22 protein-coding genes are annotated in these 26599 nt (G+C 53.1%); 11 read left to right on the forward strand and 11 right to left on the reverse strand.

From position 1 onward, the window contains the following. Positions 1-541 precede the first annotated feature (541 nt). From HYX42_RS13075 to HYX42_RS13120, 10 genes are all read left to right on the forward strand, one after another. Positions 542-817 carry a hypothetical protein gene (locus tag HYX42_RS13075; protein ID WP_293403671.1) on the forward strand — a complete coding sequence of 92 codons (276 nt, stop codon included), beginning with the start codon at positions 542-544 and terminating at the stop codon, positions 815-817. After that, entirely contained in the window at positions 818-1729 is a 912-nt protein-coding gene (locus HYX42_RS13080) for a tyrosine-type recombinase/integrase (protein ID WP_293403673.1), read from the forward strand. Positions 1730-1783: 54 nt separating this feature from the next. Further along, entirely contained in the window at positions 1784-2761 is a 978-nt protein-coding gene (locus HYX42_RS13085) for a DUF932 domain-containing protein (protein ID WP_293403675.1), read from the forward strand. A 374-nt stretch (positions 2762-3135) separates the two neighbouring features. Beyond that, the gene (locus tag HYX42_RS13090) at positions 3136-4275 is read left to right on the forward strand and encodes an SIR2 family protein (protein ID WP_293403677.1); all 1140 of its coding nucleotides are present in this window, start codon (positions 3136-3138) and stop codon (positions 4273-4275) included. Beyond that, positions 4272-6038, forward strand: coding sequence for an ATP-binding protein (locus tag HYX42_RS13095; RefSeq protein WP_293403679.1), 1767 nt, complete (start codon positions 4272-4274; stop codon positions 6036-6038). Before HYX42_RS13090 ends, HYX42_RS13095 begins: the two co-directional genes overlap by 4 nt. 369 nt (positions 6039-6407) lie before the next feature. After that, positions 6408-10280 carry a hypothetical protein gene (locus HYX42_RS13100; RefSeq protein WP_293403681.1) on the forward strand — a complete coding sequence of 1291 codons (3873 nt, stop codon included), beginning with the start codon at positions 6408-6410 and terminating at the stop codon, positions 10278-10280. A 2-nt stretch (positions 10281-10282) separates the two neighbouring features. Continuing rightward, entirely contained in the window at positions 10283-11392 is a 1110-nt protein-coding gene (locus HYX42_RS13105; protein ID WP_293403683.1) for a phage exclusion protein Lit family protein, read from the forward strand. A gap of 223 nt (positions 11393-11615) precedes the next feature. Beyond that, complete coding sequence (locus tag HYX42_RS13110; protein WP_293403685.1) at positions 11616-12281, forward strand: hypothetical protein; 666 nt, start codon at positions 11616-11618, stop codon at positions 12279-12281. A 589-nt stretch (positions 12282-12870) separates the two neighbouring features. After that, positions 12871-13032: a hypothetical protein gene (locus HYX42_RS13115; protein WP_293403687.1), complete on the forward strand. Its 162-nt coding sequence runs from the start codon at positions 12871-12873 to the stop codon at positions 13030-13032. 350 nt (positions 13033-13382) lie between these two features. After that, the gene (locus HYX42_RS13120) at positions 13383-14540 is read left to right on the forward strand and encodes an ABC transporter substrate-binding protein (RefSeq protein ID WP_293403689.1); all 1158 of its coding nucleotides are present in this window, start codon (positions 13383-13385) and stop codon (positions 14538-14540) included. 47 nt (positions 14541-14587) lie between these two features. Here HYX42_RS13120 and HYX42_RS13125 read toward each other — a convergent pair whose 3' ends face one another. Next, the gene (locus tag HYX42_RS13125) at positions 14588-15880 is read right to left on the reverse strand and encodes a citrate/2-methylcitrate synthase (protein WP_293403691.1); all 1293 of its coding nucleotides are present in this window, start codon (positions 15878-15880) and stop codon (positions 14588-14590) included. Between the two features lie 169 nt (positions 15881-16049). Between HYX42_RS13125 and HYX42_RS13130 the strand changes: the two genes are divergently transcribed. Continuing rightward, positions 16050-17015, forward strand: a complete 966-nt coding sequence (locus tag HYX42_RS13130; protein ID WP_293403693.1) for a tripartite tricarboxylate transporter substrate binding protein — start codon at positions 16050-16052, stop codon at positions 17013-17015. 100 nt (positions 17016-17115) lie between these two features. Here the strand turns inward: HYX42_RS13130 and HYX42_RS13135 are convergent, their stop codons facing one another. The 10 genes from HYX42_RS13135 to HYX42_RS13180 form a co-directional block, all read right to left on the reverse strand. Continuing rightward, the gene (locus HYX42_RS13135) at positions 17116-17577 is read right to left on the reverse strand and encodes a nuclear transport factor 2 family protein (protein WP_293403695.1); all 462 of its coding nucleotides are present in this window, start codon (positions 17575-17577) and stop codon (positions 17116-17118) included. Then, positions 17574-18440 carry an SDR family NAD(P)-dependent oxidoreductase gene (locus HYX42_RS13140; protein ID WP_293403697.1) on the reverse strand — a complete coding sequence of 289 codons (867 nt, stop codon included), beginning with the start codon at positions 18438-18440 and terminating at the stop codon, positions 17574-17576. The genes HYX42_RS13135 and HYX42_RS13140 overlap by 4 nt, the downstream gene beginning before the upstream one ends. Beyond that, on the reverse strand, positions 18362-18871 hold the full coding sequence (locus HYX42_RS13145; RefSeq protein ID WP_293403699.1) for an aromatic-ring-hydroxylating dioxygenase subunit beta: 510 nt from the start codon (positions 18869-18871) through the stop codon (positions 18362-18364). The genes HYX42_RS13140 and HYX42_RS13145 overlap by 79 nt, the downstream gene beginning before the upstream one ends. Next, positions 18852-20240 carry a Rieske 2Fe-2S domain-containing protein gene (locus HYX42_RS13150; protein ID WP_293403701.1) on the reverse strand — a complete coding sequence of 463 codons (1389 nt, stop codon included), beginning with the start codon at positions 20238-20240 and terminating at the stop codon, positions 18852-18854. Before HYX42_RS13150 ends, HYX42_RS13145 begins: the two co-directional genes overlap by 20 nt. A 14-nt stretch (positions 20241-20254) precedes the next feature. After that, on the reverse strand, positions 20255-21217 hold the full coding sequence (locus tag HYX42_RS13155) for a dihydrodipicolinate synthase family protein (RefSeq protein WP_293403703.1): 963 nt from the start codon (positions 21215-21217) through the stop codon (positions 20255-20257). Between the two features lie 38 nt (positions 21218-21255). Next, positions 21256-22143: a VOC family protein gene (locus tag HYX42_RS13160; protein WP_293403705.1), complete on the reverse strand. Its 888-nt coding sequence runs from the start codon at positions 22141-22143 to the stop codon at positions 21256-21258. 338 nt (positions 22144-22481) lie between these two features. Then, positions 22482-22901 (reverse strand): OB-fold domain-containing protein, encoded by a 420-nt coding sequence (locus tag HYX42_RS13165; RefSeq protein WP_293403707.1) that lies wholly within the window; start codon positions 22899-22901, stop codon positions 22482-22484. Positions 22902-22903: 2 nt separating this feature from the next. Continuing rightward, entirely contained in the window at positions 22904-24064 is a 1161-nt protein-coding gene (locus HYX42_RS13170) for a thiolase family protein (protein WP_293403709.1), read from the reverse strand. Beyond that, positions 24061-25281 carry a CoA transferase gene (locus HYX42_RS13175; RefSeq protein ID WP_293403711.1) on the reverse strand — a complete coding sequence of 407 codons (1221 nt, stop codon included), beginning with the start codon at positions 25279-25281 and terminating at the stop codon, positions 24061-24063. Before HYX42_RS13175 ends, HYX42_RS13170 begins: the two co-directional genes overlap by 4 nt. 69 nt (positions 25282-25350) lie before the next feature. Further along, positions 25351-26328: a tripartite tricarboxylate transporter substrate binding protein gene (locus HYX42_RS13180; protein ID WP_293403713.1), complete on the reverse strand. Its 978-nt coding sequence runs from the start codon at positions 26326-26328 to the stop codon at positions 25351-25353. Positions 26329-26599: the final 271 nt, after the last annotated feature.

Genomic DNA, 26599 nt, shown 5'->3' on the forward strand with positions numbered 1-26599 from the left:
GCAAGTTATTCACGCTGCAAAACAAGCAACATCTGCTGCTTTTCATCGTCTAAGCAGTAAATCTCACCCAGACAGCACGAATCTAACCAAAAGAACAGCAAGACAGCTGAAATCTCACCGAAAAAGGTGGGTGAGACACGCTGTCTTACATAAACTGAAGGCGTCCGCAGCACTTTCTGCAGCGGACGTGCAGACCCAAAAAGCGGTGCTATACAGCAATCCAGCAGCTTGGATTGAAGCCCTGCAACTTCCCCGTCAGTACAGCCTTCAAGCGCTCACAAAGCGCCCAAGAGCAAGTCCTGTCCGAAAGGTTTCAAGGCCCTTGATGTTGCTGCTCTAGCCGCTTCTGACGGTTAGCACTTTTCCCTTCTTTAACCCCTGATTTTTCAGCGTGCCTGCACGTTGGGGAGTCGCTCGTTCCAAAGAAAGCGTGTCTATGTCAGAAACCCCTTCAACACCTCCCACATCACTGCCCTCCGCGTCCACATCACCTCCCTCCCTCCCCGCCTCCAGACTTCGACCCCGCCTGGAACTGGGCTACGTGCGAAGTACCCGCGAAGCCCTGGCCCTGCTGCAGCGCGCAGGCGTGTCGTCGGTTGCCTTGGCCAACCGGCATGCGCGGGGCGACTGGGGCGACATCGATGGACCGCTTCGCACCTTGAATGAGGAAGCCTTGCTTAACAAGGGCGAGGTGAAGTCCGTCTACAAGCTGCAGGTGCCCTATCCCGAAACCAGTCGGACGCTGGAAGAGACGCTTTGCTGCGTCACAGACATGCACAGGCGCACCACCACTTTCATGCTGCCGGAGGAGTACTGAATGGCAAGGCTCAAAGTCTCCACCTACGTCCAGCAAAGCCTGGCGCCCAGCACCCATGCGGCCTACGCGGCGGACTTAAAGCAGTTCCTGGCCTGGGGCGGAACCATCCCGGCCCCACCCCGCATGGTGGCCAGATATCTGGCCCAGCAGGCCGAGCGCTTGAAATGCTCCACCCTTTGCAGGCACTTAGCCTCGATCGTCCGAGCCCATTCTGTGAAAGGTTTGCCGTCTCCTTGGACATCGCCTTTGGTGAAGTCGACGATACGCGGTATCAAGCGGGTGCACGGCGGATCGGTCAAGCGAGCTCATGCGCTGTCCTCCAGCATGCTCAAGAAGATCTCAGCGCCCTTAAAAGGAGAGGATCGACTTCGCAACATCCGGGACCGCGCCCTGCTCTTGGTTGGGTTTGCAGGAGGCTTTCGGCGCTCCGAAATCGTGAGTCTGAAGGTCTCGGATCTGACCTTTAGCAAACGCGGGGTCGTGATTCGGCTTCGATCCTCCAAAACGGATGCCAACCACCGGGGCCGAGACATTGCCATTGCCTATACCCGGACCAAAGACTGCCCGGTACTAGCGCTTAAAGACTGGGTGCGGGCGGCGTGTCCAGACCATGTTGGTGGGCTGCCGCTGTTCCGCCGCATTGATCGTTACGGCTTCTTGCGCGAATCCCCCCTTTGCGGAGCTTCTGTGGGCTGGATTCTCCGTCAGCGACTGAAGGCGCATGGCCTGGACACCAAAGGCTATTCAGCGCACAGCCTCAGAGCGGGGTTTGTGACCAGCTCTGTGAAGGTCGGCACACCCACTTGGGCCATCCAGCGCCAGACCGGTCACAGGACGGAGCAGATGGTGCACCGCTACATCCGCGGTATGGGTCTGTTTGACCACAACCCGAGTGCGGCGCTGATGGGCTAGATCCACCCACACATCTTTATTTCATTCATCACTTTAATTTCATAAGGAACTTCTATGTCACACGAAATCAACTCCATCGCCTACGTTGGCGAAAAGCCCTGGCATGGTCTGGGAAACATCCTCCCCAAAGACCAGCCTATCGAGGTCTGGGCCAAGGCAGCAGGGATGGAGTGGCACATCCAGCAGGCGCCGCTTGAGTTCAAAGCCGGCAGGGAGAAGGATGCACCCTTTGTGACCTATGAGGGTCAACAGGTGCTCTACCGTAGCGACACCTTGAAACCGCTGTCAGTGGTCTCCAAGGACTACCACCTGGTGCAGCCTAAAGCGGTGCTGGAGTTCTTCCGGGGATTGGTGGAGACCCAGGGCTACGAACTAGAGACAGCAGGCTGCCTGCGAGGTGGCCGGCGCTTCTGGGCGCTGGCGCGAATGCGGGAAGTGATGCATCTGCCCGGCGATGACTCGGTGGAAGGCTACTTGCTGCTGGCGACGAGTTGTGACGGGACCCTGGCGACTTCGGTGATTCCGACCTCGATTCGGGTGGTGTGTCAGAACACCCTGCATGCGACGTTGGAGAACATAGGCATCCGGATTCCCCACTCTCGGGCGTTTGATGCCGAGTATGTGAAATCCAACTTGGGTATGGCGAAGGCGCAGTGGGAGAGTTACGTCGACTTGATGACCAAAGCCTCCAGGACCAAGATCACGAAACAAGAGGCGATTCGGTTCTTCCAGCTGGCATTGCACGGGGAGGCATCAGACGGACCACAGGAGACTGTGAAGCTAAAACGCAAGCGCGCACTGGAGGCGGTGCAACGGCTGTATGACGGTGCTGGCAAAGGTGCCGCACTGGCGTCATCGAAGAACACGGTGTGGGGTGCACTCAATGCTTTAACGCAGTTCTCGGATCATGAGCGCAAGACAAGGACTGAAGACACGAGGCTTTCATCTGCCTGGTTTGGGGCGGGAGCTCGACTTAAGCAAAACGCGTTGGAGTTCTCTATGTTTATGGTGGATCAAACAGCGGCAGTTTGAAGGAAGCAGCAAGAAAAAATAGCAGATGCGGATCTCGGATCTGCTATTTTTGCGATGTCAGAGGCAGTCGAGCTGTTGGGCTAGCTAGCCAGCGCCATTCTCACCGACACGAAGGAATTTGGAGGGCCAGCAAGCAACACGAGTGGGGAAGTACAGCACTTTCCCGCTACCTGCGGACAACCACCCTCTACTAAAACCTATAGCTTGATGTGTGCCATCAACCAGCTGTAGATACTTTGAATAGCCCTCCAAGTCAGCGACAATAAGTAGCGTCCCTCGGGAAGCGTTGAGCACAGCCTTCTGAAGAGAAAGATGAGCATCCAAGAAGTCACTGATTACCCTGGGCAAAATTACCAGAGATCGGAGGAGCCCCCATGTTTGAGCCAATTGAGGCGTTAGACACTTATAACAAGAACATCAATATCTTGCTTGGCTCGGGCGCATCCGCAGATCTATTTCCGACCCTAGGCCTAGAAATCAAGGGGCCAAACAATGAGTGGCAGTCAATTGAGACCCTTGCCACTGCTTTTGAAAAAAATCTGCAAAAGCGCACAGCACTTTTCATGCACTACTACAACACGTGCATCTACCCGGTACAGACCTTCGACCCAGCCAAAGTAGTGACTGGCAAGGGACTGACCAATCTTGAGAACTATGAACTTTTCCTCAAGACACTCCTGGGGCTGTTGGATCGGCGTAAGGAATTAAACCGCAAGATTAATGTTTTTACGACGAACTATGACGGTTGTCTAGCTCACACGGCCGACAAGATTCTGATGAATGGCTCGCATGATTTCGTCGTCAATGACGGATCATCTGGCTTTCAGAAGAAGCATCTTCACGCCAAGAACTTCAATACGTTTCAATGCCAAACGGGAATCTTTGAGCGAACTAATTACGGGATCCCTCAGCTCAACATCATCCATCTCCATGGATCGGTGTACTGGTCAAAGAATGGAGAAAAGATTGAAGTCCGGTACACCAACGACTTCACCAGCATTTTGAACTCGAAAGCAATAGACAAGATTCAGCCCTTCTCCGAGTACCTCGGAACCAAGGGGGCAACCACAGCAAATATTCCCAACGTTTCATTTACCACCAAGCACACGGAAACTTTTTGGGACGCGTACGACAAGCTTCCGGTAGTCAACCCCACTAAATGGAAGTTTCACGAAACTGTATTTGAAGAGCACTACTATCAGATGCTCCGGCTTCTGAGCTATGAGCTTGAAAAGCCGAACTCCATTCTGATCACGTTCGGATTTTCTTTCGCAGATGAACACATTCTGAAGCTCGTTCAACGCTCCCTCTCAAATCCACAACTCCAAACGTTCATCTGCTGCTTTAGCCAATCGGGCGCACAGGCATTGAGAGAAGAGTTCAAACTCTGGAAAAATGTCACCGTCATCGCTCCACCAGACGACGAAAAGCTCGATTTCACAAATTTCAACAAGTATGTTTTTTCTCTCAAGCCAGAAAAATACATTCCGCCAGTTGCCGGGGACTTACCGTGAGTATCGTTGTCGGTGAAGTGATAGCCGTCTCAGGAATCCGAATTTCACTTCGCATCTTTGACGATTCCAGCCAAGAGACCATCTTTTATGATGGAGTGAAATACCGGGGAGTGTCTCTCCGGGAGCATGTCTCAATACAGCGCGGCTTTATTGATATTGTTTGTCTGGTTGAAGGCGAATATCTTGATGAGCGCAAAGTTAATGACGATGACGAGAAGTCTTCGTACGTTCGCAAGGTAGATGTACGTCCCATAGGTTATATCGTCGACGACGTTTTCTTTGAAGGCGTCAAGTTCATGCCAATGATCAGAGATAAGGCATCACTTCTAAGTGAGCCTATGGTTGGCAAGATCTACGGCACGGAAGGGAAGACCAAATTCTCTATAGGTACGATGCTCAAGGAGAACGTGATCATCAACTTGCCGTGGACTCGTATTTTCAATAGCCACTTAGGAATCTTCGGCAACACTGGAAGCGGAAAATCCAACACTCTTGCAAAGTTATACACAGCGCTCTTCAACGAGAAGATTTCCGGTCTAAAAAACAAGAGCCAGTTCGTCATCATCGACTTTAACGGCGAATATACCGAGGGACAGATCCTGCCTGCCAAGGACAAGCAGATCACCGCTCTTGATTCAAAGAAAGGTGGTCATAAATTCAAGATTGAAGCCTCGCACTTTTGGGATGCGGAAACCTTGAGCCTGCTATTTCAAGCAACTACCAACACACAACAGCCCTTTTTGAGGCGAGTCTTGAGCGGCAAGGAAAGATTCAAGGATGTTCCGCTTGAACGTTACATTGAAAAAACCTTTGAGAAAGCTTTTAGTGCAAGCGAGCCAAAGCCTGATGCGTTAGAACTCAGCCGAGAGATTGCTCGCCTTCTTAACTGTGAGCCGCTGCAGGACCACTTAAAGGGAATCGTTTATAACTCGCAGAAAAAGTACTTTAGGGATTCGGACGGCAACTACTACAACTCCGACAGTGACGGCTTTGAGGCTCACCTAAAGCCGTTGCTGAATGAACATGTAGACATTGCAGGCATGGACCAGTTTACCGAGCTCATTCTGAGGTGCTACCTACAGCTTTGCTCAGATGTCGTACTTGGCTACGCGCAATACGAGCATATTCAACCCGTACTATCGAGAGCAAAATCGTCTATTACAGCACTTCGCAATGTGCTTGAAATCGTGGATGTACCACCGCCACCGCACCTCTTGCATGTCATTTCTCTTAAGAAATGCAAGAACGAGATCAAGAAGATCCTGCCCCTGCTCATAGCCAAGAATTTCTACATCAATCACAAAGAATCCGAAAACCTTGGTAGCCCACCAACCCGGACTCTGCACCTCATCATTGACGAAGCGCACAACATCCTTTCAGAGCAATCCACGCGAGAGCATGAGATTTGGAAAGATTACCGCCTTGAGCTGTTTGAAGAGATCATCAAGGAGGGCAGAAAGTATGGTGTCTACCTGACCCTCTCCAGCCAACGTCCGGCCGACATCTCACCGACCATCGTTTCACAGATTCATAATTTCTTCATCCACCGCCTGGTCAACGAGCGCGACCTTATGCTTTTGGACAATACTATCAGCACGTTAGATTCTTCGTCCAAGGCCCTGATACCCACCCTCGCGAAGGGTTGTTGTGTGGTCACAGGGACAGCTTTTGATTTGCCGATGATCTTGAAGGTTGATCCCTTGCTCAAGGAACACAGGCCAAGCAGTGATGACGTGGATTTAGAGGACCTGTGGAAAACGTAGTTCGCTTCTACATACAGCTGATCACCAATTCCGCATGGCCGCGGTCTACCGTGAGTGGATATGTTGAAGGTTAACTAACCTCAACACACCTGAGGGCAATCCGATGTTTACCAAAATAAAATAGACACTTAACCCCCGCCAACAGGAGAATTTCAATTTTCAGAAAGTCGCTGGTCATCTAGCCGACTATGGCTACAACTGCCTGCGGCTTAGTGACGATTGGCAGGGAGCAGACTTCATTGCTTGTCATATCGACGATCGCCGACCTCCGCCTCACAGAGGCTGTCCCGATTCTGACACTGTCAAGTCGCGAAGGCGCTGCTGAGCGCGGCGCTCGGGAATGCGCCATAAGTACGAAAATGGAAGTCGATGAGCACTCTAAAAGACCAACGTTGGGAGCAGACGCGCGCCGGAGCACGTGCTGGCCGCGGCTTCCGCTATCAGGATGCTGCCGCAACCTTCCTACTTTTGGAGCAATGGCATAGGGGCGCGATCGCCAAACTCGTGCCTGAAGGTCTGGACGACCTGACCCTGTTCGTTGACGGAGTAGAGACCCGGATTCAGGCGAAGTCCATGCACGATCCGAAAGGCATGTTTCGCGCTTTGCAACTCGCCGAGTACCTGCAGAAGACTGCGACCCTACTGTCGCAGGAAGAATGGGTTAACGACAGTGTGCGTATCGCTGTGATCCTGGAGCGCCCTGTCATCGGCCTGAAGGCCAAAGGATGGGAGGTGCCTCTGTCATGGTACGAGGATATTGCTGTAGTCCGCCACGCTCTGGATGCGCTCCCTCCCTCAGCGAGAAGCTTCACAGTGGAGCAATTGCTTGAGCGTTCATTTCTCCTGGTCGAGAGCACTCCAATCGAGCGCTGCGTTCAGTTCCTCACCGAAAATACAGGCGCGCCCGCCTTCGCTTGCAGGCTCGTGGCACAACAACTTCGCGTGGACGCAGGTCGCTGCTCTGATGAGAACTATTCTGCGAAGGCATCCGACCCCGCAAACGTAACGACTGCCGACGTGGTAGGGGCGGTGGAGCGCGTTCTCCTCGCCACTCAGGAAGGCGGACTGCAGCGCGCCATCCAGGACGGCATCTGTGAAATCGTCGACTTCTCCATTAAGGTTCATGATAAAGCGTTCTACGCAGGCGTGAACGTAGTAGCTGGCCATGTCGCGGCCGGCCTGGTGTTCGAGCGTCCAGCCGTCACTGAGCAGGTTGAGACCGTTGTCGAAAGCGGAAGAGCGACCCTCATCGCCGGCCAATCAGGTAGCGGAAAGTCAGCCAGCGCATGGCTGTATGCGAACTCTACGCGGCACGATGTGATGTGGTACAGAGTTGCGAGACTCGCGCCGGGTGAGTCCGCTTTTTTGCTACGTGTTGCGAAGGCCAATGAGGCGAGTCGGAGTCGCAGGGTCGGATTCATCCTTGACGACGTAGGCAGAAACTTCGCCGACACCTGGGACGAGGTGGTCCGCATGGCTGGGGAGTCTGAAGGCGTCATCCTGATTGGCACGATTCGAGAAGAAGACCTAGATCTCCTGGCTGACCTTCGGAGCACCACGATCGTCAGGCCACAGCTGGACGAAGAACTCGCGACTCGGCTTTTCACCCAGTTGCCATCGCCTGAGGCGCGTCGCTTTCATCACTGGCGCGAACCATTCGAAGAGAGCAAGGGGCTGTTACTCGAATTCACGCACCTGGTGACCCAAGGGCAAAGGCTCGAAGCGGTGCTTCGCGACCAGTTGCGCCAGCGCGTGATGGAGGCTCGTGAGGATGAGCTCTTGATCTTGCAGGCAGTCTCATTCGCCTCACGCTTCTCCGCAGCTATCGACAAGGAACGTCTACGCGAAAAGAGTGGCCTGACCCCAATCACATTTGCCAGAGCTCTAAACCGCTTGGTTCAGGAGCACGCCGTCGCGCTAGTGGGCGACGACTCCGTCGGCGGGCTCCATGAAATCAGGTCACGGCACCTGGACGTCCTGCTTCGGGAGATAACACATCAGACTGAGCTATCCTCTCTGCACCTTGCCCTGACGTGCATCAAATTCAAGGATCTCGCCAGCTTTATCGTCAGTCTCTATCGCGAGCTACCCATTGTTCACGACGCGGTAGTACAAGACTTGGCCTCCTTGCTCCCAAGCTCCAACATTGAGGCTTGGACTGCGGCGTTTCACGGCTTGGGATTGGTCACCTGCGATCTCGTCGGCAAGGCCTGGATGGAAGTCTGCAAGGACGAGAAGATCGACGAACGCTTCGCGCACACGGTATTCGGGCTCGCTATAGCGAATGCGAATTTGGAAGGGATGGACTTTTGGGAGAAAATTCGCGGTGCGATGAGCCGCTTCTCGGGCATCGACATACCGGACAAGCGATTGCAGTTGTCAATGCAGCTCTTCAGCTCACCGCCACCTCCCTCCTGGAGTTTGCAGCAGGCGGTCGAACTCGCAGCTGCACTCATGCCCCTACATGGCACAACGCAACCGCCGGCCACCCCCCAGTGGCTGGTGAGCACCCCTTTCAGCGAGTCTGCATCGGCTTCGCAGGTGCTTGGCTTCATTAGCGTGCTGCGCGAGTTGAGCGAGCAACTTGCAGCCGAATCTCTCACAACCCACGGCGGTTCAGCCCACCTCCTCGAGAGATTGCACAGTGACACCGCTTGGTTGACGAAGCCCACGCTGGAGAACGATGGCGACGGTGTATCCGTCGTCCGGGCCAACATCCGCTTGGTGAACGACGCAGTGCAGTCTAATCTGCACGAACGCGCGTTTTCAATCTGCGACATGCTCATTGCGGCCGAGCCGGTCGCTCAAGCGGCTGCTGTCTCCGCAGTCCTTGGGGATGGTAGCGTTCTGAAGGTGGGAGACTATCCGGTGGCTGACGTCCGATTAGACCGCAGCCGCATAGTCGTTCCGGCGCGGGTGGCTTGGAACCGGGCACAGCTTCGCAGCGTTCAGCAGGTTCAGGAGACGGACGGGGAAACCGCTCGCGCCAATAGCCTGGCGATAGCGCTAAGCGACACGCTTTCGAATTTGCGCCTTGCCGCAGAGTGCTTCTGTCGCTTGGAGCCAGCACCCTCGAAGCTGCATGCGCTTGCATCAATCCGACAGTTTCTTACTGGAATGATCCTCCCTGGTCGCGTTCGCTCGTCCGTCTCCGGAGTTCTGGACCACGGAAGTTACGACACTTCAGACACCGTCGCCGACGTGGTGCAGGGAATCCAGGAAATCACAAAAGACCTCGTGTCAGGTAAAGTCGAACGACCCCTGCTAAAGGCGATCAACTCGATAGAGATCTCAAACAAGATGCGTGCGGTAGCCTCTTCTGAGCTTTGGCGATACACGGACTTGGCGAGCGATGTCGACTTCGAGGGCGCCGAACAGTTGCTCAAAGAGATTTCCTACGTTCTGGCGGATATGCACACGTGCCCCTCCGAGTCGCATTCAAGTAGAGCCGCGCTATCGAAGCGGTCACGCAAGCACTCCGCTCTTGGCGCCGCTAGTGCTCAGGCACTCTCCCGTAGTGAGGACCTGATTGAGGCGCGCCGTCGAGAGCTCGAAGTCCAATTTCGAGGAGCTCAGCCCGGATGTGTGGTGGTGGCCCGCAATGACCCATTTGATCACCTGTGGCCTCCCGCATCGTTCTCCATTCTTGTGCCGTGCAACGAAATCGTAGAGTTTTTTCAAGCTTTCGAGCGCTTTGCAAGCGAGCACAGCTGGGACGGCCCTGACCATCGCGCAGTGGCTCCTTTGTTACGCGGGAAGGTCGCCGCTCGGTTTGCCATGGGCGGAGTTTCGACTGTCTTTCCCCAATTCGAGTTCACGAAGGAATGGCAAGCGCTGCTTCCGTATCCTCTGCTCGATGACCTTGCGACTGCGACATTCGACAGAATACTTGGCGACTGTACCAGTATTTCGGCGGCGATGACGGGTCTTGACCGGGACCTGAACTCCGAGGAAGCGGACTACCTCAACGAACTCGTGGCACGGCTTGCAGGTGGTGTGGAGAGTTTTCTGACGCTCAGGAAGGGCGACGATGTAGTGATAATGGCCGCGGGCACGTTTCTCGCCGAGTGTGCGCAGAAAGCGATTAGTCAGGTCCAAGAGAACGGCGCCGGTCCGTCCATTGCGCAGGACCAAGCCTCCCTCTTTCGCAACGAGATCACTGATGCGAACGCGCAAGTGTTGGGATACAGGCTGATGCTCGCAGACTGGGACGCTGCCTCCCAGCCGGTACAAGCAGACTAATGATGAATGGGTACACTTCTCCCGTGCTCGCGCTTCGGTACAACATTCTCAGTGCATTTGAGAAAGCCAACGAGAGTTTCCAGGCACGGCTGCAAGCCGCCGTAGAGCAGGGCCGCATTAGCCCTGAGATCGAGCTCGATGAGCGACCAGCGATTCCGGTTGCGCCGAAGATATCGCGCGAAAGCCGCGATTCAGCTCCGGGAATCCGGCTGCAGGTGTCCTATCTGGAGATTCTTTGGGCGTTCATCTATGCCTGGATGATCTTGTACGAGGAGGGTGTGCACAAGCCACTTTTGCGAGGAGAGTCACCGGCACAGATTGATGACCGTACACCTCTTCTGAGTCGCGCGCGTGAGTTGTTCGAATGGGCGCTCGGTTTACGCGCCTCGTATACCCCATGGCCCGCGCATCTGCCGTCTCCGGAGAATTATCGAAGCAGTCAGGAGCGCTGGTACGGCGAAAAGGCGAATCTTGTCTTTCAGGAAGCCACCAGCTTCATGCTGGTCCACGAGTTCATTCACGCTGAACAGAGACACCTAGACATCAGGGCTGAAAATCCTCCTAAAGAGATAATTCTCGAACTTGAGAAGGATGCCGACAACGGGGCGTTTGAGGCATTGGTCAACCCCATGCTTGGTGACACAGAGAAGCTGTCACGAGGATGGGCAATTCTCGCGGCGCTTCTTAGCTCATACCTGGTGAAGGGCGAAAGCATAGCTAAGCAACCGACAACCCACCTCCCGCTGCATCACCGGCTCGAGCATATGCTTCGCGGCCTGAACTTCGAAGGCGAAGCTGAGCGGTCCTACTTCGAGTACCTGATTTCCTCGGTGCTGCGGCACATTTTGCATAGAGATCTGGACGCACAAAGTCCATCCGTCTTTGACACCGCCGCTGACGCCCTGACCGATAAACTGGATCGCCTCGATGGTTTGAGCCACAACCCATGTAGTTACCCTCTTGTATCAGCTAGGAGCGCACATCAAGGGCGCATTCGCAAGACAGTCACCCTGCGCACCCAATCCAACGTTATCTCTCAGCCAGCGGGGATTTCAGCTGAACGAGATAAACCAGAACCCAGCAGCACTGCAAGCACACCCTTATTCTCATAAAGGGAAAAGGCGAGCTGAGTAGGTGGGTCGTTCTTGAGGCGAGTCACTTGCGGCGCCAAGAAGTTGTGCGTATCATCTATCGCAAGGCGTCCGCCTCAGCTTCCAGCGGCTGATAAACAGACAGGTTTCGTTTTCAATCTTCCCTCAGATCAACCCATGCACTCCGCAGGGTGTGGGGCAAGTAATCGCTGGATTGCCTTACATCTACTTGATGGAGTTACGTATGTCCGTTGATATCAACAGCCTGGCCTTCGCAGCCAAAAAAGCCAGCCAGGGCCCCGGTTTTCCACCCTTACAGCATGGTCACGCGCTTGAGCTCTGCGCTGCAGCGCTTGGCTACAAGACGTTTGCCTCATACAAAACTGCCGTGTCAGCCGGCCAGGAAGCAAAAGACCTGAGCATCGCAGCTCACATAGTTCCGCAGCTTCAAGGCGTGCTTGAACGCGCAATTGAACTCAGACCTCGAGCGCCCGCAATGTCTCACATCACCTGGATAAACGAGGCTTTGACACAGTGCCTACCAAACGCGCAACTGCATGTGGATGAAACGTCTTTGTTCAATACCCTAGTCACCCTAGTCGATATCACAGCAGTCAATGATGGTAGTGTGAGCGGTGAAATGGCGGTGAGCAACTGCGACGGCGTGAGGGAAATATATTTGCCTTTCGATTTTTCTCTAGCCAACACTCAGGCTGGGGAGCCAGAGACACTGGAAATAGACGGTCTTATCTCAATGGATATCCACGAAGAGCGCTTTCCCATAGGGCAGAAGATCTCAGTGAGGTGTCATCTGCATATCGAAAAACTTGGAAAATATCTGATTGCTGAACCAGCGTGCCATGTCGAATCGGCCAAACTGATCTACGACTGGGATGATGATGAAGATTGATCCACAGCCGGCTCCCCAAGAGTACAACCCCGTTGAAGTAGTTAGGCTGTGCGTTGATTTTCTAACCTACTTAAACTTTACATTAGCGTAAGTAGGCATAGAAAGCGGCAACTTTTAAGTTGTGCGGGTACGGGGCACATATTTGAACCGCCTAGGAGCAGAAATGCTGCTCCTCAACGCTAGGAACTTTCGACCATGCAAGATCCCGCGCGAAAACAGTTCAATGCAGACCCATTCGGTTACAGCGCCCTCGCCTAGCACAAGTGGGGCTTAGTTCAAACTATCGCCGGATTTCCGGTAGACGTACGTTCATTCCCGTCTAGCAGGGATCGAAGGTGCGTCGCGAACGCCGTTTTCGTAGGCGTACATTTCCGTGAGGAGCGAAATAAACATCCTGTGGCGTTCTGTCGGAGCGTTCTTTGCCTTCTCTGTAGCATCAAGCGGAGGCCGTCGCCTTCGCTGGGTCATACGTTGACTCCAATCTTAGGTGCGACTTATCAACTCACCGCGTGACGCCATTCCATTCACGCCTTCCTTACTGGCAACACATCCGTTGATCGAGGTACCGCCAGAGTGAGCAGGTGAGATGATGGCCAGAGCAAAGGAGGCCAACGCCTGGAAACTGCCCTTTGCGATACCGACTTACCAGGACAAGCAACACTGGCATGAACGCCAAGCCAAGAACTCCGGCCACATCTGGCTGCGCAATGTGATTGCCGGGCTGTACCGCGACAGCAGGCGCGATCATTAAAAAGTGAGTAGCTATCAAGCTCACGCTCGAACATAGGGAGACACTGAGAACAGGCGCCACCCCAACTACATACTTACCCTAGCACCAAAGTCTGTCGGTTGAGCATTTTCATGTCTAAACGTGGTTGATCGAGCAATCAAGATTGCTGAAAGTTTTTCTGCGTCCTATTCTGGGCTGCCTCTACAAAAGTTGATCAGTTTTAGTAAATAGAGTGTTAACGCGCTCGCAAAAAATTGGTTGCCTCGCGTAAAGAACACGGCTCGTAGAAGCTCCACGCCCATACGTCCAGAACCAACAAATTTTCAAAACAAACGCCAGAGACTGGTGAATTTGTATCGAAGGAGACAACAATGAAAAAACACGTCACGCTTGCCCTTTCCCTCGCGCTTCTTCTACCATTTACAGCATCTGCGCAGGTGCGAATCGGATTAGTAGCTTCGACAACCGGAGTGGCGAGCGCGGTTGCAAGGGATCAGAATGAAGGATTTCTTCTGGGACTTGAGCAACTTAAAGGAACTCTGGGTGGCCAGTCGGTCGAGATTTTTCGCGAAGACGATCAACTCAAGCCCGATGTCGGCGTTCAAGCAGTCCAGAAGTTAATCACCAAAGACAAAGTACAGGTCATTGTGGGTGTGACCGCATCAAACGTCATGAACGCGGTCTTCGACAGGATTGTCGGCGCCGGAGTTGCATTCATTGGGACCAACGGTGGGCCCGCCCCTTTCGCTGGTGAACGTTGCTCCAAGCTATTTTTATCGACATCGTTTCAAAATGATGGCCCCCATGAAGCTATGGGTCAATATGCCCAAAATAAAGGCTACAAGCGCATCCTTATCATCACACCCAACTATCAGGCCGGGAAAGACTCGATTGCGGGTTTCAAACGGTTCTACAAGGGAGCTGTGGTGGAAGAGTTGTTGCCAGCGTTCGGACAACTCGACTTTTCTGCAGAGTTGACGCAAGTTCAAAGCAATAATCCCGACGCTGTGTTTGCGTTCATGCCGGGTGCGATGGGGATCAACTTTGTCAAACAGTATCAGCAGGCAGGTCTGACATCAAAATACCCGCTTCTCAGTACATTCACACTTGATGAATTAACGCTGCCCGCCGTCAAGGAAGCTGCCACGGGGATGGTTACAACATCTGCCTGGACTTCTGGCGCAACCAATCCCGCAAGCCGGAAATTTGTTAACGACTTCCAGGAGAAATACAAAAGACTGCCGTCATTGTTTGCCGTGCAAGGATACGACGCGGCGATGATTCTGGACAAAGGAATTCGGCTGGCCGGCAACAAATGGTCCCAACCTGATGTGTTGGTCGCGGCCATACGCTCAGGAACCTTCTCCTCTGTACGAGGTGACATTTCGTTTTCTGCGAATGGGTTTCCGGTTCAAAACTATTCCGCATGGAAAGTAGTTGGCAAAGATGGGCGACAGGCGTTTGAGATGGAAAGCATTGTTTTGAAAAACCACCAGGACGCTTATATATCCAAGTGCAAGCCCTCCTGAACGGGAAGAGATACCTTGACTGGTGGAAAGCGTAAGCCACGAAGCGCTCACTCTTGGGGTTTCTCCACATACTTCGCCCGAGGCCTGAGCATGTACCCGGAAAGGCGTTGTTCCTGAATGTGTGCGACCCAGCCTGCCATCCTGGCAATCGTCAATATTCCGGCAACAGCCCCGGAGGGTAGTCGCATTCCCATTCCCAGTATCACCATTCCCATTTCAGCTCTTGGATACAAGCGCATGCTAACTTTCACATCCTTCAAAAAATCTAGCGCATTCTTTAGCCGCATCGATTTTTTAGGGGTTTGCTCCGCGAGCTGAATCAGGAATTCTGCGCGAGGATCTCCTTTGGTATAGGCGGGATGTCCAAAGCCAGGCGCAGCCAGTCCCTGCTGTTGCAAAGCTTTGACCTTGATTTTCAAACCTTCCGCTTGAGAAGATGATTTATAGAAATTCTCAATCCGATCTGGCATACGCCCTATTTCCTGACCAGAATGGGTGGCCAGCGCAGCGGTGAGACAAGCATGCAGAAGTGCTCCATGCGAGGCGGCGACTCTTGCCGAGAATGTGGAACCTGTCAACTCATGGTCTGCCATCAAAATCAGCATCCCATTTAACGCGCGTTCGTTATGCTCGGTTTTTTCGAGTCCAAGCACCCTGATCAACGCCCCGGTGACACTTTCGCCTGCCTCCATTGGCGAGAACTTGCCGTTTGGTCCCAGCTTACCCATCGAACCAATCATCAGCTGTATGAGTTCACGAGTCGACTCTGTGGCATTGGGCGCGTTACCTTGCTCAATTAATGCGGCGCGGATGCTGCCAACGAGCATAGTTAACTGCGCCAACCACCATATAAAGTGTTTGTCACTACCGCCATGATCAATGCTGAAAAGTTTTAACGCCTGTTTAGGCGGTGTCTTGATGGTCCATAAAACTTTCTCGCTTGACCAAAATCCTGACCACAGCCATTCAGACACATTTTCGAAATGAGTCTCCGAGCGAGCCAGGTTAACTGCCAATTTACCCCGATATCGAGGTCCATCAGGGGTAATTTCAGTTATGGCGGTTGGAATGATGGGTTCGCCCCACCGCATCGCGCTCGCTGCAGCAACTGAATGCCCGGTGCGCGCTGTCGTTCTGGCCTTCGCACTCTCTACATCCATCAGGGCGTAAAGGCTGCGCCTCCCACCACCTGGCTGCTGGATGCTTCGTATCCAGCCACGACTGACGTACGCATAGAGGGTCTGGGCTTTGACACCGAGCACCTTCAGCGCCTGTTCTCGCGATATGTACTCCTCTGACGCAGTCGGTGGCGACGAAATTGCTGGCTTTTTAGTTGTCATAGTTGACTGCGATATTCAATATTGATCTGACAAAGTTTGAATCCTACACTCGAGCACAAAAGACGATTTGCCCAATGCATTCGCTCTTCAACGGCAGCCAAGTCCTCGAATCTCGGACAAAGCCACAAATTTGGGGCATCTCACATTTTCAGGATCGAGAAGGAACTGTATGAAACGTCGGACGATAGTAAAAATTCTGCTGGGCAACTCAACTATGGGTGCCTCAAGTTTGTTGTTTGGACAACCCAAATCTGATCAACCAATCCATATCGTCGTGCCTTACCCAGCGGGCGGCAACACTGACCTGGTCACGCGAGAAATCGCAAGAGCTCTGTCGGACAGGTTGGGTACGCCCGTCATCATCGACAACAAGGTTGGGGCAAATAGCATCATCGGCTCCGATTTTGTTGCTAAAGCTGCACCAGATGGACGGACGATTCTCACCACTCTTGGCGCCTTCACCATCAATCCGTTTTTATACAAGAACCTGCCGTATTCCTTGGATCAGTTCTCCCCCATCTCTCTTCTGGGTCAGGTAAACCTAATTTTGGCCGTCGGAAGCGAATTGCCAGCCAAAAGTTTTGACGATTTAATCAAATACGCGAAGTCTGGCGCACGAGTTACTTACGACAGCAGTGGTGTCGGTTCTGCATTGCATATTGTTGGCGAACGTATCTCGCGCGCGACTGGCCTGAAAGCTACGCACATTCCATACAAGGGAATTAGTCAGTCCCTACCCGACATAGTTGCTGGACGGGTCACATTCACATTGAACACCGTAGCCTCACTGGGGCCCTTTATCAACGAAGGCAAGCTCAGGCCCCTCGTCACACTTAGCCGCTCTCGCTCTCCTCAATTGCCTGGAGTGCCAACCATCATCGAAGCCGGCTATCCCGCTCTGGAATCATATGGTTGGCAAGGATTTGTTGCGCCGGCGAAAACCCCTAAAAGACTGATAGATCAACTATCCAGAGATATAAGCGCAGTATTGCAGGCTCCGGATATGCGCAAAAAGCTGGTGGGGATGGGAATGGATGCAATCGGCAGTAGTCCTGCAGAATTCGAAAGCTTTATCAAAGATGACACGGCGAAGGTCGCAACCACGATCAAAGAGGCCGGCATCGTAGCTGAATAGCCTTCTACTCCCGTTGTTCACCCATCGCGCCGCAATTGAGATGGCGCAATTGAGGTGGACTTCACCTCGCTCAATCACCGCCTCGCGTCTTTCAGCAATATCAGGCTGCTTTCTTCTGCGTCTTTCGATGTCCCTCTGATTCAAACGCCAGATCGATACGACGCTGCTCAATCAGCAGGTTGCCGTCCCCACCAACGACATACGTATCAGTAATATCAGCGATCGCGACAGGTGTTGCATCACCCAAGCCTTCGCCCTCATGCCGATATAGCGTGATCATGAAGTTCCCCTGGACGTGCTCAGCATCGACAGGTGATATACGAAGATTTGAGCAAAGATGCCGGGCTTTACGGCCAGTCATCTTGACACGCTCTACCCCATACTTGCGAATGGCTTCCTTGCCATTTAACTCCATCCCAACGCCCAGCATCTTTCCGTTGGCGGCATAGAGTTCGTGGAGTCGGTCGGCTTGATTTTGATCAATGAGCCATGCATGCTCATGAATAATTGATTCGATTTTGTGCCGCAACTCCGCGTTTACGGCGTAATTGACTGATTTCATTGTTGCTCCTGTTTAAAATTTTTAAGCCCTGGCCCCGACAAGGAAAGTCCGCCATCCGCCAAAAGCACGGTTCCCGTCGCTATTCGTGCTCCAGCTTCTGATGCCAGCAATACATAGCAACCGGTGTAGTCGTCTGCATCGGGAATTACATTCAATGGCAATTGCTCTGCCTTTGGTGCGGTACCGGACTTGCCCTGGCCAAGCGACGTTAGCCCCCCCAACTGAGTAGGGACGTAGCCTGGCGCGACTGCGTTTACACGAACCGAGGGTGCCAGCTCCCAGGCGAGTTGACGAGTCAGTCCAACGATTGCATGTTTGGCTGCAACATACAGTGCTCCGCCGAATCCAGGATGTAGTCCGGAGACAGAAGCCGTGAATATGATTGTTCCACCCGATTCTGAAAGAGGGCCAAGTGCAGCACGTGCGCCCAGAAGGTAACCCTTGACGTTAATGCCAAAGAGCTCGTCAAACGCCTCGCCCAGCATGTCGCCTGGGATACCCGATAGCGCGGCCCGATTGTCGTAAACGCCAGCATTTGCAATAAACACATCGAGACGTCCAAACTTTTCTACGGTTCCAGAAACTGCGCGGGCATTCGATTCGTAATCCCGGACATCGCCGGCAAAAGTCTCCACTCCACACTCTTTTCTTAAAGCATCAAGAGCTTTTTTCGAACGGTCCAGTACAGCCACCTGGGCGCCTTCGGCGACGAAACGTCGGACAACGGCAAGTCCCAAACCACTCGCTCCACCAGTTATCAAAACCTTTCTGTTGTGCAATTCATTCATAGCAAAAATGGGATTGATGGAAGCGGCAAAACTGTATGGTCTAAAAACAATGTTCGAGATGCAAGCTTTAAACATCCGTCAACCAGCCGTATCACATCCTGCCGCTCCCCGGAAATGATCACGCTTTCAAGATCTCGGCCCCAGAAAAGAAGCATATTGCTCGAAACATAAAACTCACCCTCGCCTGCAATCGAAGACTGCACACAGGAGATATGACGACGAACTCTTGATGGAGGTGTTTCCGACCAGGCCGTGCGGGTAGCGAGCCTCTGCACACGCGCTTTCAGCGTGCCGTAGTCTTCGAGCAAATGAAAAGATGTCGCGCTGTATCCGGGCTCATACTCTTTAGGGCTTTCTAGTGTTGATCTAACGGGAACCCTATATGAAATATCAGGCGTAACATTTTCAAGCCACTGTTCCACCTTCCAGTCGCTTAGAAGCCTGGCCTCGTTAAAGAGAAAATTCTCCAATGCCCGGTGATCCAATTCATTTTGCGACGAGTTCACCACTGGTCTCCTTTTGTCCCTTGTCCAACAGAGTGGTTAGCCAGTGACGGTAGAACGTTCGCTGAACACCTTCCTCTAGGTTGGTGTCGTAAGCTATCCCGGGTCCGGGCCACGTTTGCATGACGTTCGCTTCACTCATTCCGGGCAGCCCCATCTGGAAATTCAATAGCTGACCGCTGGATCTGGCAAACATGCTTCCCGCAGCCCGGGAAATTCCAGCCCAGGCTGTGGAATCGTCTTGTTCGAAACTGCCGGATGGACTGAACGTGGCAACAGCGGTTTTGTAGGCAAGGCTCTTGTATTCTGGGCTTGCTTCTTTCGGCACGAGCACCCAGCTGCGCGCCTCCATCTTTCCGGGACCGATTGGATTCCACTGCCTCAGGGATAAAAATGGGGCTACCGGCTCACCGGGAGTCGACGTGACACTCAAGTGGAGAAATGACAGATTGGGGAAAACAGTGCCTGTATGCACCATGGATCGCTGAGCAATGTCTTTTTGAGCAGGGACAAGCTGCTCACAAGTGAAATGCTTTTGAACGGTTTCGGGATAACCCCAAAAAAATACATTTCCTGGATCCGTGCAGCGGAAGTTGGTGGTGTGTCCGCTGCACTCGGTGATGTGCACATTGTTGTTGTTTAACTTACGACCAGCAGCACCCGAAACTTCTGGAGCAACAACGCCAATCCGGACAACCGAGCGATGAAGCGATTGTGTGTGATAGGCATCACCTGCGAAATTGTCCGAGCCAGATTTCCAGTCTGCATCAATGTTCCAACGATGCGGTTCGCCGACAACCTCCATGCCTTGGGGCGATAAACACAAATGAAGATCTAAATACCACTTGATGTCGCCCAGGAAATCGTCGAGAGATGGGGCGGCTGAATCGAGGGTAGCGAAAATAAGTCCTCGATAGACACCCACGCGCGGCGCAGCCATCAGCCCCCACTCGGCTTGATTCAGTGTCTTGTAACCAGCGTCTTTTAACGGGATTCCGCTCAATTTCCCTGCAGTGTCATACGTCCATCCGTGATAGGGACAGACAAACGATCGGGCATTTCCTTTATCAGCACGACATACCCGAGCCCCTTTGTGTCGGCAACTGTCAAAAAGAACGCGCACTACGCCATCATTACCGCGAACGACGATGAAAGGGTCGACTCCGATGGTTCGAGCGACAAAATCGCCTGACTTGGGTATTTCAGTTTCATGCGCCATGAATATCCACTTCTTGGCGAAAACTCTTTCCATTTCCTGGCGGAAGATCTCTGAATCGTTATATATCCAAAGCGGTAGTAGACCTTTTTTCAGCGTCGCTTCGAGCTCTGGCAATCGAGGATCCACGTCAGTGGGGGAGTTAAGAATATTCATGGCTCTTTCTGGGGCTACCGATATTTGGGCGTAATCTGCGCCCAACGTTGGCCGCATTCTTGAGAAGCCTTCAAAAATTCCGCAGGCATATGGTCGTACGGAGGTCGAATCGGACCAGGCGTGCAGTAGCCAGCTGCCCCGATACGAAGTTTCTCCATTTGAATGTTGTGCGACGCAAAGAATTCAAGATTGGTCAATATGGGAGCTATTGGCTCATTTGCCCAAGCGATATCCTTTGCTATCGATTTAACTAATTCGCTGTTGCCAGAGCTGAGCGCCTTCATGATGGCAACGCATGGCTCAGGACCCATTGACGCACCTGTAGACCAGCAAGCTGTTGTTGTTGCAGGAGATATCGCATGGAACTCCTGGACCTGCATGTCAATCGGAACGAAGTTGACTCGGCCTTCGGTGGCTTCAATTAACTCTTTAAGTCCCGCAGCACGTGAAGCCTTCGCCGCGACCACGGTTGGAGCTGCTTTAGAAACAGCACCCCAAAACTCAAGTGGAAATCCAAAACGAAATGCACGCACATTTGGATAAACCATGAGCGAGAGCTTGGGAAATAGCTTGGATACCTGCCGATAGTAGTCAACAGCCATGTCCAGCGTCAGCGGTTGCCACATGGGTAAACCAAGTAACGACCCGTCTGCGCCTTTTTCAGAAGCAAACTTGAGGCGCGCCACGGCCTGGTGAGCTCCGAGCCCCGAAGCTCCAATGAAAGTCGGGATGCGCTTATTGACTACCGACAGCACACAATCCACAAAGTCGCGGTACTCGTCGTCTGTAATTGTCGCTATCTCACCAGTAGTACCTGTGGTGATAAGACCATCGACACCATCTTTGATAAGCGCATTAATAAGTCGCTCTGTCTCTACCAGATCAATCGTCCGTTCAGCGCCATAGTAATTCGCTCCGGGAAGTGCTGGCGTGGGAATAATTGCGTACATCCCACGAATGTCTGCGGCTCTAAGCATTGTTGTCTTTCGTCGTTAAAAATTGCTGTCAAAGTCTTTTAACCTCTGAAGGCTTCTGGAGGTGGGCCCGAAACTCCCCAGATATCCCCCTTGTGTTCCGGCCCCCAGAACACCGGAGTTTCCACTTCAAGTCGATCTACTACTTCCATGTCCCCGTAGTACTCAACAACGTTGCCAGCGGGATCGCGGTAGTAGCTGAAAATATTGTTTCCCGGACCATGCCGGCCAACGCCCCATATGCACGGCACACCCTTTTCTTTAAGCCGTGCCAGATTTCGCATAACGTCATCTATAGAGCCAACGTCATACGCTACGTGCTGAAAACCAGTCCGCTGGTGGGAATTTTTTGCCAGTGCCAGGCTGTGATGCGTCAAGCTGCAACGAAGGAATGACATGCCAATGTGGGTCCTGTCCGTCACGGCCAAGCCCAGCAAGGAATAGAACCTCTCCTGCTCAGTCAACCGCTCTTGCGGAGTCCACAAGACGACGTGGCCAATCCTTTTCGGCCCTTCGCGAGATGAAACTTCTTCGAAGTTGGAAGTGCGCCTTGGCACGATAAGCTCCACCCGATTCCCATCGACGTCACTGATGACCGCCACAACAAGCTCATCTGGCCGCTTGCCGTTTTGTGGATGTTGCACAACTGTGTAGCCAGCCGCGTCCACCGCTCGTAAAATTTGATTTAGATCATCAATTGAGTCAACCTCAAAACCAATATGGTTCAAGGACGCCTCTGTTGCTCCGAATAGCAATAAATCGCTGTGCTCCGACTCAGCCGATCTAAAACAAAGTTCGTTAGCATCCGAGCCTGAAGGGCGCATTGCCCAGCAGCTATCGTAAAAAATTCCTGCCGCACCCAAATCAGGAACATTGAGTCCTATGCGGTAAAGATTATTGACTCGACTCATCTGAAGCCCTGTGGTCATAAAGCCTTCTACAAACAGTTTTCTGTTTGCAACTTGGAGAGGAGTTTAGGCAGATGAAATGGAATCATCAATATTGATTTCTACTTCAACAATGGGCTGCGCTTATGCAACCGACGTCTGACCACAAGCTGTGCAATCAACACGCCGACTATGAAGACAGGGGCTGGTCTGACTCACGCGCGGTGCACATGCGAGTGGAGTGTCAGCAATTTAGGAAGTGTTTTGGCCGAAACCGGATTGCTCGCCATGCAACCCCTTAACTGCGCGGCGGCGCGCTCATGTTTCCGACACGTTTCGCAGGTTCACCAAACGACTCGGATAGGTAAAGTCGATAGACCTCAGGTTCTTGACACGAAGACTGGTAGCGACACACCATCAAATTGACGATAGTCGACTTCGACAGCCACGCCGACCTGCAGCAGCTCCAAATCACAATCCACGATGTTCGCCATCATCCGAACATTCTCAGCAAGTTCAATGAGTGCGACCACATATGGCAAACGAGCATGCCATCCGGATGTCCCGCCATGCGCGAAATGAACAATCGTGTAACTCCATACAACTCCTTCTCCGCTTACCGGCTTCATCTCAATAGAGCTGGACCAGCAATGAGGGCAAAAGGGGCGCGGGTAGAACGAGAATCGCAGGCACTTCATACAGAAAGGCAGTGCCATTTGACCATCGACAATGCTTCGTCTGAATTCCTCAGTTAACCGTGTGTCACTCCGCTCGTCGAGATGCTGTTCATGAATATCCATGGTCACCCCTTGCCAAGCACCATAACGCCGCACGTGGAAAACACACCACCATTGCCGGCAACTACAGCTACATCTGCGTTAGGTATTTGCCTCGCTTCTGCTGCGCCTCGAAGCTGGCGAACGGCCTCCACCACGTGCAGCACGCCCCCAACATGGCCTTGTCCCATCAATCCTCCATGAGGATTTGTCGGAATGACGCCTCCCAAGTCCAATGCGCCGCTGGAGGCCAACTCGCCAGCCCGCCCGGGGGAACAAAAGCCCAACGCCTCCAAAGTCAAGCAAACGGACACACTGAAGCCATCGTGGGCAGTTAGCAAGTCCACATCGGCTTGGCTGATTCCAGCTTGCTCAAACGCCCTGACTCCGGCGCCCTCCATACCAAGACCGTCGATGTCTGGCATTTGGGTAACAATCTTGTGAGTAAACTCCGTTGCCGTCCCAAGCACCCGAATTCGGGAATGCTTGCCGCTGAGCTTGTCGGCCAACCGCTCGGAAACGATGACGAAAGCACCAGCACCATCGGCGATAGGTGAACAATCCACTCGCCTCAAAGGATCAGCGATCATTGGCGATTCCAGATATTGCGCTGTAGAAAGTGGCTTTCTATTGATGGCGTTTTCATTGCGAGCTGCATGCTGCCGCGCAGCGGCCGCCACCGGTGCAAAAGCTTCTTGCGGCGACAAGCCATAACGAGACAGATAGCGCCTGGCCAACAAAGCGTATGACACAAGAACACTCGATCCGTAGGGATCCTCATAGGTTTCCGTGCCCGACTCTGCCTGGACAACAAAGCCATGCGTTCCTTCTGGACGGCGGGTAGCAGCGTTGTCTCCGTAAACACATACGACGGCCTCGCATTCACCCGAATTTATAACGTTAACGGCACTTTGGACCATCATCACAAAACTCGACGTTCCCCCGGCGTCGAATGCAGATTGAACCCTTGGTCGCAGTCCTAAATACTCACAAAGACTAGCGGAGTGCATCAACATCGGCCTGATGTAGGAACCGACCGAAAAAACTGCGTCTATTTGTGATGCATCAAGTCTCGCATCGGCCACTGCCCGCTGCAATGCCTCCGCTTGCAGGTCAAGCCCACTGCGCCCTACGTGCTTGCCAACACGTGTTTCGCCAATGCCGACAATCACAGCTTTTATAGTCATGCCTGAAGGTCTGGTCGTTTGAGACCGAGCCCTACCGTCCCCTCCTTAAATAACTCAGCAATGCGGTCAGCAGTAAGCCCAGCCTTCAACAAATGCTTTTCGGTATGTTCTCCAAGCAACGGGGGCGGGAACCGGGACGACCGGTTATCCCCGTTGTATCGCACTGCACGATTTACGCTCGCGGTGGGAACATCGCTGGACATTCCACTTTTGCCCGTTTGATCAAAAACGCGCAAGTGTTTGATCTGAGGATCGTGAGGAAGATCCGACTGAGTGTTTTCAGGAGCAAAAGGCACGTCGTGTTGCTCGAGCCGATCTATCCAGTAGGCACGAGACTGCGCCGCAAAAGCGACACGAAGTTCCTCCGCGAGCTCTTTATAACCCTCAACTCGATCGCGTCGCTTTGGAAACTTCCTTGCAAGGTCAGGTCGATCTATCGCTAGCAGCAGCCCTTGCCAGAATTTTTCGGGCGATGACAAATGCACTCCGACTCTCAAACCGTCGCTGCATGTCAACACATAAGCCTGAGACGCCGCACCCCGTATAAAAAAGTCCGGTTCGCTACCGACTAGCGCGGGGTGCAGAACGCCATCAACAGAGATTGCCATGGTGGCTTCGAGCATGCTCACCTCCACCTTGCGCCCAACACCTGTACGCGCCCGCTCTAATAGTGCACCCGCTATCCCCAGTGCGGAAAATACACCAGTCATCGAGTCTGACAATGCTGGGCCGCCAATACGCGGGTCTTCTCCGCGATGCACACGATGCATCAAGCCCGAAAGAGCCAATCCAACAGTGTCAAACGCTGCGCGTTCCGCGTAGGGTCCGTCCGCCCCAAACCCTGTAATTGCACACCAAATTAACCGCGGATTAAGCGCATGAAGGGTTTCAAAATCAAGACCAAGTCGCGCCTCGGCGCCAGGTCGGAGATTCATCAACAGAACGTCGGCGTCTTTGAGCAACAGCTTCAACACCTCGGCACCCTGCGGCTTGCGAATATCTATCGCAGCGCTTTCTTTGTTCCGATTGAAAGACACGAAGTGCGGCGCCATTCCCTCGCCAGAGAAAGACCGGAAAGGATCGCCACCATCGGGCTGCTCAACCTTCAGCACGTCCGCGCCCAACTCTGCCAAAAGCATCGCCGCATATGGCGCTGTGATGTAGCTGCCAAGATCAATTACGCGGATTCCACTTAAAACCATACCTGCTTGCCCCATTGTTTCTTTGGTTAGCCTCGCCATCATGCTGCAACACTTCTACCTATAACGAACAATCGGCTGGTACTCCTACTCCTTTGGCAAACCCAAGGATTCGATTAGGCCTTTCCATCGGGCCCCTTCAGTCTGAATCACCTTGGCGACTTCCACTCCGCCCGACTCTTTAGGTACTTCAAAACCAAGCGTCTTATACCGCTCACGAACAACGGCACTTTTTAAAACGCGGCTCAATGCCTCGCTGAGCTTATTGCGCACGCTTGGCGGAGTCGCAGCTGGTACCAATAACGCATACCAAGCATTAACTTGAAAATCTGCGATCCCCGCTTCAATCATCGTTGGCGTCTCAGGTGACAGCTCGGACCTTTCAGGGCTGGTCACTGCTAAAGCGCGCAGCTTCCCGCCTTTCACCAATGGCAGCCCAGACGGACTATCAAATAGCATGTCCAGTTCCCCCGTCATTAAGGCTACGTGGATCTGTGATTGACCGCCAGAATAGGACACATGCTTAATGTTGAGGCCCGTAGCCCTCTTGAAAAGCTCTGCTGACATGAACGGCGGTGTCCCGATACCAGCAGTGCCATAGTTAAGCTTCCCAGGATTTGCTCGCGCTTCAGACATTAACTGCCCAACAGTCGTAATCTTGCTAGTGGCCGGCACAACCAAGAACAAAGGTGAGTGTGCAGCGAAGCCTACAGGAGCAAATGACGCTACCGGGTCGTATCCCAGCGTCTTTCGCATGTAGGGAGTAACCACTAAGGGGCCGGAAGCCGACAAAAGAACCGTGTATCCGTCAGGTGCTGCTCCCGCAGCCGCCTGCGTGCCGATAATTCCACCGGCTCCCGCGCGGTTTTCCACAACAAAAGCTTGTTTTAATTCATCTCCAAGGCCCTGCGCGATAACGCGCGCCGCTGCGTCAGTCGGGCCACCCGGAGCGTTGGCCACAATCATGCGAACAGGGCGTGCGGGATATTCTTGAGCAGCCGCCACGGCACCACCTAGAGCAGCATAGAAAATAACCAATACATTCAGCAAACGAAGTTTCACCATTAGTCCATTCACATTAGTCCCCATCATTTAAGTGCAGTGAATCTATTGGCCTGGCAATATCCGGTCAAGATTGATGAGCAGTCAACTTAACAGTCGATGACCCCGGCAAATTAGTCCTATACGCCTTGCAATAAAAGCGCACGTAAGTATCTGCAAAAATCGAGCGCCTCCCGGGCATTTAGGTAGCGGCACTGACCATGCGAAATAGATCGGCGGATGACCAGTCATTAAGAATGGACGAATACCGTTAGATGATCTGCAGGTGAGCGTT

This window comes from Polaromonas sp., from assembly GCF_016185115.1.
Classification (GTDB): Bacteria; Pseudomonadota; Gammaproteobacteria; order Burkholderiales; family Burkholderiaceae_C; genus Polaromonas.